The organism is Kitasatospora arboriphila, from assembly GCF_039528095.1.
Taxonomy (GTDB): domain Bacteria; phylum Actinomycetota; class Actinomycetes; order Streptomycetales; family Streptomycetaceae; genus Kitasatospora; species Kitasatospora arboriphila.
In genome coordinates, this window is the sequence record NZ_BAAALD010000095.1 from 23,330 (window position 1) to 29,410 (window position 6,081).

Genomic DNA, 6,081 nt, shown 5'->3' on the forward strand with positions numbered 1-6,081 from the left:
GCCGGGGCCCCGGTCGCGGTGGTCGTGGTTTTGGTGGTGGACCCGGTGGTGCTCCTGCCGGTGGTGGTCTTGCTGCCGGTGGTCTTGCCGGTGGTGGTCTTGCGGGCCGCCGTCCGCCCGGCCGCGGGGGCGGCCGGTGCGGTGCTGCGGGCGGCGCGCGGGGCCGGCAGCGGCGGCTCCGTGGTCGGCGGTGTGTCGGGGCCCTCCGTCGTTGCGGTGGACTGGTCCCGCGTGTCGCCCTGCATGCCAAACTCCTGCCCGAATCGGCGGCGGCTCCCGACGGCCGGTGCGTTGCCGGGGGAGTTACCGGGAGGACTGTGGGGTGGGGTGGCCGTGCGTTCGGAACGGTGCCGTGCCGGCGGGCGAGGCCCACCCGACCGCCGGCCGACGCGACCCGCCCCGCGAGGCGCGTGCGTCCCGGCGCGCGCCTCGAAGGGCGCGCCCCGGAGCGACCCGACCCACCCGGAAAACGACCGGGTGAGGTGTGAGGACACGCCGAGGAGCAGCGGCAGCGGCCGAATGGGCGATGGAGGGTGAGGGCTCGTCAGCAGGGCATGTTCCGGACATGGAACAGCAGGGGGCGCCTTTCGGCCTGCACTCCCTGCCGCACCAACGACCTTTCTGCATCCTCGCACCACCGGCAAGACCTACGGGCCGGTAATCGCGCGATTTCGGACGGTATGCAGGGGCATATCGGCCAGTGGAAACGCGGCCGTTGCTGGATATTCACGCGCCAGGGGCGCGCCTTTTCGGCTACGTGCGCCCCGTGCGCCCCCCGTTCGCAGTACTGCGCCGATTGCGATCTCACCAATACGCCGAACGGGTGTGCAAAGCGTCCGCTGACACCCGTTCAGGCGGCCCGGAGGCTCTAGGCTTCACGTTGTGAAGGCAATCCGCAGATTCACCGTCCGCACCGTCCTGCCCGAACAACTCCAGCCGCTGCACGAGCTCGCGCTCAACCTGCGCTGGTCCTGGCACCCGGAGACGAGGGAGCTGTTCCGCTCCGTCGACCCGGAGGTCTGGGCGGCCGTGGGGGAGGACCCGGTCCGGCTGCTCGGCGAGGTGCCGGCCGCCCGGCTCGCCGCGCTGGCGGCCGACCGCCGCTTCCTGCGCCGACTGGGCGACCTCCACGACGACCTGAGGGACTACCTGGCCGGGCCGCGCTGGTACCAGTCGGCGCCGCCGGTCGGGGAGGCCGGCAGCCCGCTGCCCGAGGCGATCGCCTACTTCTCGCCCGAGTACGGCATCGCCGCGGCGCTGCCGCAGTACTCCGGCGGCCTCGGCATCCTGGCCGGCGACCACCTCAAGGCCGCCAGCGACCTCGGCGTCCCGATCATCGGCGTGGGCCTGTTCTACCGGCACGGGTACTTCCGGCAGTCACTGGACCGGGACGGCTGGCAACAGGAGCGCTACCCGCTGCTCGACCCGGACGAACTCGCCGTCAGCCTGCTGCGCGAGGAGGACGGCAGCCCCTGCCGGGTCGACCTCGCCCTGCCGGCCGGCCGCACCCTCGGCGCGCGGATCTGGAAGGCCCAGGTCGGCCGCGTCCCGCTGCTGCTGCTGGACTCCGACATCGAGTCCAACGCCCCGGCCGACCGGGACGTGACGGACCGCCTGTACGGCGGCGGCAGCGAGCACCGGCTGCTCCAGGAGATGCTGCTCGGCATCGGCGGCGTGCGTGCGGTGCGCACCTACTGCCGGCTCACCGGTCACCGCGCCCCCGAGGTCTTCCACACCAACGAGGGCCACGCCGGCTTCCTCGGCGTGGAGCGGATCCGCGAGCTGGTCGCGCCGGCCGAGCAGGGCGGTCGCGGGCTGGACTTCGGCGCCGCCCTGGAGGCCGTCCGGGCCGGCACGGTGTTCACCACCCACACGCCCGTCCCGGCCGGCATCGACCGGTTCGACCGCGACCTGGTCGCCCGTCACTTCGGCGGCGACGCGGCACTGGCCGGCGTCCCGGTCGACCGGGTGCTGGCCCTCGGCGCGGAGAGCTGGCACGGCGGCGACCCGAAGCTGTTCAACATGGCGGCGATGGGCCTGCGGCTGGCCCAGCGGGCCAACGGCGTCTCGACCCTGCACGGCGAGGTCAGCCGCTCGATGTTCAACGGGCTCTGGCCGGGCTTCGACTCGGCCGAGGTGCCGATCGGTTCGATCACCAACGGCGTCCACGCGCCGACCTGGATCGACCCGGCGGTCGTCCGGCTCGGCGCCGGGCAGATCGGCGCAGAGCGCGCCGACGAGGCCATCACCACCGGCGAGGCCCGCCGCTGGACGGGCATCGAGCGGATCGGCGACGAGGAGATCTGGGAGGTCCGCCGCACCCTGCGGGCCCAGCTGGTCGAGGAGGCCCGCCGCCGGCTGCGCACCTCCTGGCGCCAGCGCGGCGCCGGTGACGCCGAGCTCGGCTGGACCTCCGGCGTGCTCGACCCGGACGTCCTGACCATCGGCTTCGCCCGCCGCGTCCCCTCCTACAAGCGGCTCACCCTGATGCTGCGGGACAAGGCCCGGCTGCGGGCGCTGCTGCTGGACCCGCAGCGGCCGGTGCAGATCGTCGTCGCGGGCAAGGCCCACCCGGCCGACGACGGCGGCAAGCGGCTGATCCAGCAGCTGGTCGCCTTCGCCGACGATCCGGCGGTACGCCACCGGATCGTCTTCCTGCCCGACTACGACATGGCCATGGCCAAGCACCTCTACCCGGGCTGCGACGTCTGGCTGAACAACCCGCTCCGCCCGCTGGAGGCCTGCGGCACCTCCGGGATGAAGGCCGCCCTCAACGGCTGCCTCAACCTCTCGATCCTGGACGGCTGGTGGGACGAGTGGTTCGACGGCCGCAACGGCTGGGCGATCCCCACCGCGGACGTCTCCGGCCCCGAGCGGGTCGACCCGGACAGCCCGGAGGCCGAGCGGCGCGACGACATCGAGGCGGCGGCGCTCTACGACCTGATCGAGCACCAGGTCGCCGCCCGGTTCTACGACCGCGGCGCCGACGGCCTGCCGCACCGCTGGATCTCGATGGTCCGGCACACCCTGGTCACCCTCGGGCCCAAGGTGCTGGCCGGCCGGATGGTGCGCGAGTACGTCGAGCGGCTGTACGCCCCGGCGGCGACCGCGCAGCGCGCCCTCGCCGCCGGGTCCGGCGGCACCGACCACGCCGGTGCCCGCGAGCTCGCCGAGTGGAAGGCCCGGGTCCGCGAGGCCTGGCCGACCGTCCGGGTCGAGCACGTCGAGGCGGAGGGCTGCCGCGAGGCGCAGGAGCTCGGCTCGGCGCTGGAGCTGCGGGTGCAGGTCTCGCTCGGCGCGCTGGAGCCGGCCGACGTGGAGGTCCAGGTGGTCTCCGGCCGGGTGGACGAGTCCGACCGGATCTCGGACGCCGCGGTGCTCGCCCTCAAGCCGGCGGGCGGACCGGACCTGGAGGGCCGCCACCGCTACGAGGGGCCGCTGGCGCTGGACCGCACCGGCCCGTTCGGCTACACCGTGCGGGTGCTGCCCACCCACCGGCTGCTGGCCTCACCGGCCGAGCCGGGGCTGGTCGCGGCGCCGGTCGAGTCGGGCGGGATGGACGCCGGCGTGCTGCGCTGAGCCGGCCGGACGACCGCAGGTGCCGATCGGCCCGCCCGGCACCTGCGCGTGCCGGCGGTCAGTCCCCGTGCGTGGGCCCGTCCAGCGCGGAGGCGTCCAGGCCGCCCGGGGTGCGGTGTCCGGAGAGCGCCAGCGTCAGCTCGAACTCGGCGAGCAGCGAACGGACCACGTGCGCCACCCCGGCCTGCCCGTCCAGGGCCAGGCCGTAGGCGTACGGGCGGCCGAGCAGCACCGCCCGGGCGCCCAGGGCGAGCGCCTTGAACACGTCGTCGCCCGTCCGGATCCCGCTGTCGAACAGCACCGGGACCCGGTCGCCCACCGCGGCAGCCACCGCGGGCAGGGCGGCGGCGGCACCGATCGAGCCGTTGACCTGGCGGCCGCCGTGGTTGGAGACCACCACGCCGTCCATGCCGGCCTCGACCGCGGCCCGGGCGTCGTCCGGGTGGAGGACGCCCTTGAGCACGATCGGGCCGTCCCAGTGCTCCCGCAGCCAGGCCAGGTCCGGCCAGGTCTTGCCGGGGTCGGCGAAGAGCGACACGAAGTGCAGGACGGCCGCGTTCGGGTCCTCGTGCGGGGGCTTCGCCAGCCCGGCGAGGAAGGCCGGGTCGGTGAAGTAGTTGGCCGTCCCGACGCCGTGCAGGAAGGGCAGGTACGCCTGGTCCAGGTCGCGGGGACGCCAGGCCAGCAGCGGCGTGTCCAGGGTGACGAACAGCGCGGTGAACCCGGCGGCCCCGGCCCGGTCCAGGAAGGACCGGGTGACCTCGCGGTCCTTCGACCAGTAGAGCTGGAACCAGCGCTCGCCGTCGCCCATCGCCGCGGCGACCTCCTCCATCGGCGTGCTGGAGGCGGAGGACAGCACGAAGGGCACGCCCTCGGCGGCCGGGTGCAGGATCGACAGCACCCCGACCGGAGCCAGCGCCAGCGGCGCCGGCAGGGTCCGGCCGAACAGCTCGGTCCGCAGGTCGCGGGCCGACACGTCGCGCAGCATCCGGGGCACGATCCGGTGCGCGTCCAGGGCGGCCCGGTTGGCCCGCTCGGTCGCCCCGCTGCCGGCACTGCCCGCGACGTAGCCGAACGGACCGGGGCCGAGCCGGTGCTCCGCCAGCCGCTCCAGCCGGGTGAGATCGGTCGGCAGCCGCGGCACGCTGCCGCTGATCAGGCCGTTCAGGTAGATCTCGTACTGGAAGGACGCCCAGTCGCGCGGGGGCGGTGTGGTCACACCAGCTCCAGCACGAGCTTGCCGACGTTCTCGCCGCGGAACAGCATCTGCAGCGTCCCGGGGAAGTCGTCGACGGTGCCGCGCACGATGTGCTCCTTGACCTTCAGCCGGCCCTCGGCGATCCAGCCGGCCATCTCCGCCGCCGCCTCCTTGTAGCGGGCGGCGTGGTCGAAGACCACGAAGCCCTCCATCCGGGCCCGGCGGACCAGCAGTGACAGGTAGTTGGACGGGCCCTCGACCTTCGACTCGGCGTTGTACTGGCTGATCGCGCCGCAGATCACCACCCGGGCGTGCATCGCCAGCCGGGTCAGCGCGGCGTCCAGGATCGGGCCGCCGACGTTGTCGAAGTACACGTCGATGCCGTCCGGGCAGTGCTCGCGCAGCGCCTTGCGGACGTCCTCGCTGCGGTAGTCGATCGCGGCGTCGAAGCCGAGCTCCTCGGTGAGCAGCGCGCACTTCTCGGCGCCGCCGGCGATGCCGACCACCCGGCAGCCCTTCACCTTGGCGATCTGGCCGACGATGCTGCCGACGGCGCCCGCGGCACCGGAGACCACCACCGTCTCGCCGTCCTTGAGGGCGCCGACCTCCAGCAGGCCGAAGTAGGCGGTCATGCCCGGCATGCCGAGGGCGCCCAGGTAGGTGGAGAGCGGGGCGGCGGCCGGGTCGACCTTGATGGTGCCGCGGCCGTCGGAGACCACGTGCTCCTGGACGCCGAAGGTGCCGACCACGTGGTCGCCGACCTCGTACTTCGGGTGGTTGGAGGCGGTCACCTCGATCACCGAGCCGGCCCGCATGACCTCGCCGATGCCGACCGGCGGCAGGTAGGAGGGGCGGTCGTCCAGCCAGCCGCGCATCGCCGGGTCCAGCGAGAGGAAGCGGGTACGGCCGGCGAACTCGCCCTCGCCGGGCTCGGCGGCCGGTGCGGTTGCGTGCTCCCAGTCGGTGGGCTTGACCGCGCCCTGAGGCCGGGCGGCGAGTCGGATCTGGCGGTTGGCTGCGGTCATGGCAGGCTCCTGTCGCTGGCGGCCGTGCCGCAGCGGTGCGGCACCGGGCCCGATTCTAAGCAAGCGCTTAGTCACCTGGCTAGATGAGGAGCACTACCGGGGTGGGTGCACCACCAGGGGCGGGGGAACTGCGCAATCCGGGTGGGGCGCTCGGGCGGACTCGGGCGAACCACCGAGGGGCGCGGGGAACTGTGAGAAGCGGGAGGCCACGGTCCGCACCTTCCGTCTCACGCAGTTCTCCCCCAGCCTTCGGCCGGGAGGTGCCCCCACGCGCCCCTG

Annotated in this window: 3 protein-coding genes; 1 reads left to right on the forward strand and 2 read right to left on the reverse strand. The window is 74.1% G+C overall.

The window, feature by feature from the left end; all coding sequences use genetic code 11:
• Positions 1-882 precede the first annotated feature (882 nt).
• Positions 883-3,579, forward strand: coding sequence for an alpha-glucan family phosphorylase (gene glgP, locus ABD353_RS32490; RefSeq protein WP_344627276.1), 2,697 nt, complete (start codon positions 883-885; stop codon positions 3,577-3,579).
• 58 nt (positions 3,580-3,637) lie between these two features.
• On the opposite strand, the gene ABD353_RS32495 is transcribed toward glgP, so the two are convergent.
• Together ABD353_RS32495 and ABD353_RS32500 are read right to left on the reverse strand one after the other, a co-directional pair.
• Positions 3,638-4,798, reverse strand: coding sequence for a lactate 2-monooxygenase (locus ABD353_RS32495; RefSeq protein ID WP_344627277.1), 1,161 nt, complete (start codon positions 4,796-4,798; stop codon positions 3,638-3,640).
• Complete coding sequence (locus ABD353_RS32500; protein ID WP_344627278.1) at positions 4,795-5,802, reverse strand: NADP-dependent oxidoreductase; 1,008 nt, start codon at positions 5,800-5,802, stop codon at positions 4,795-4,797. Before ABD353_RS32500 ends, ABD353_RS32495 begins: the two co-directional genes overlap by 4 nt.
• Between the last annotated feature and the right edge of the window lie 279 nt (positions 5,803-6,081).

Bases quoted from the DNA above. Each gene is read 5' to 3' on its own strand.
- ABD353_RS32500 (WP_344627278.1), bottom strand. From the start codon at position 5,802: ATGACCGCAGCCAACCGCCAGATCCGACTCGCCGCCCGGCCTCAGGGC.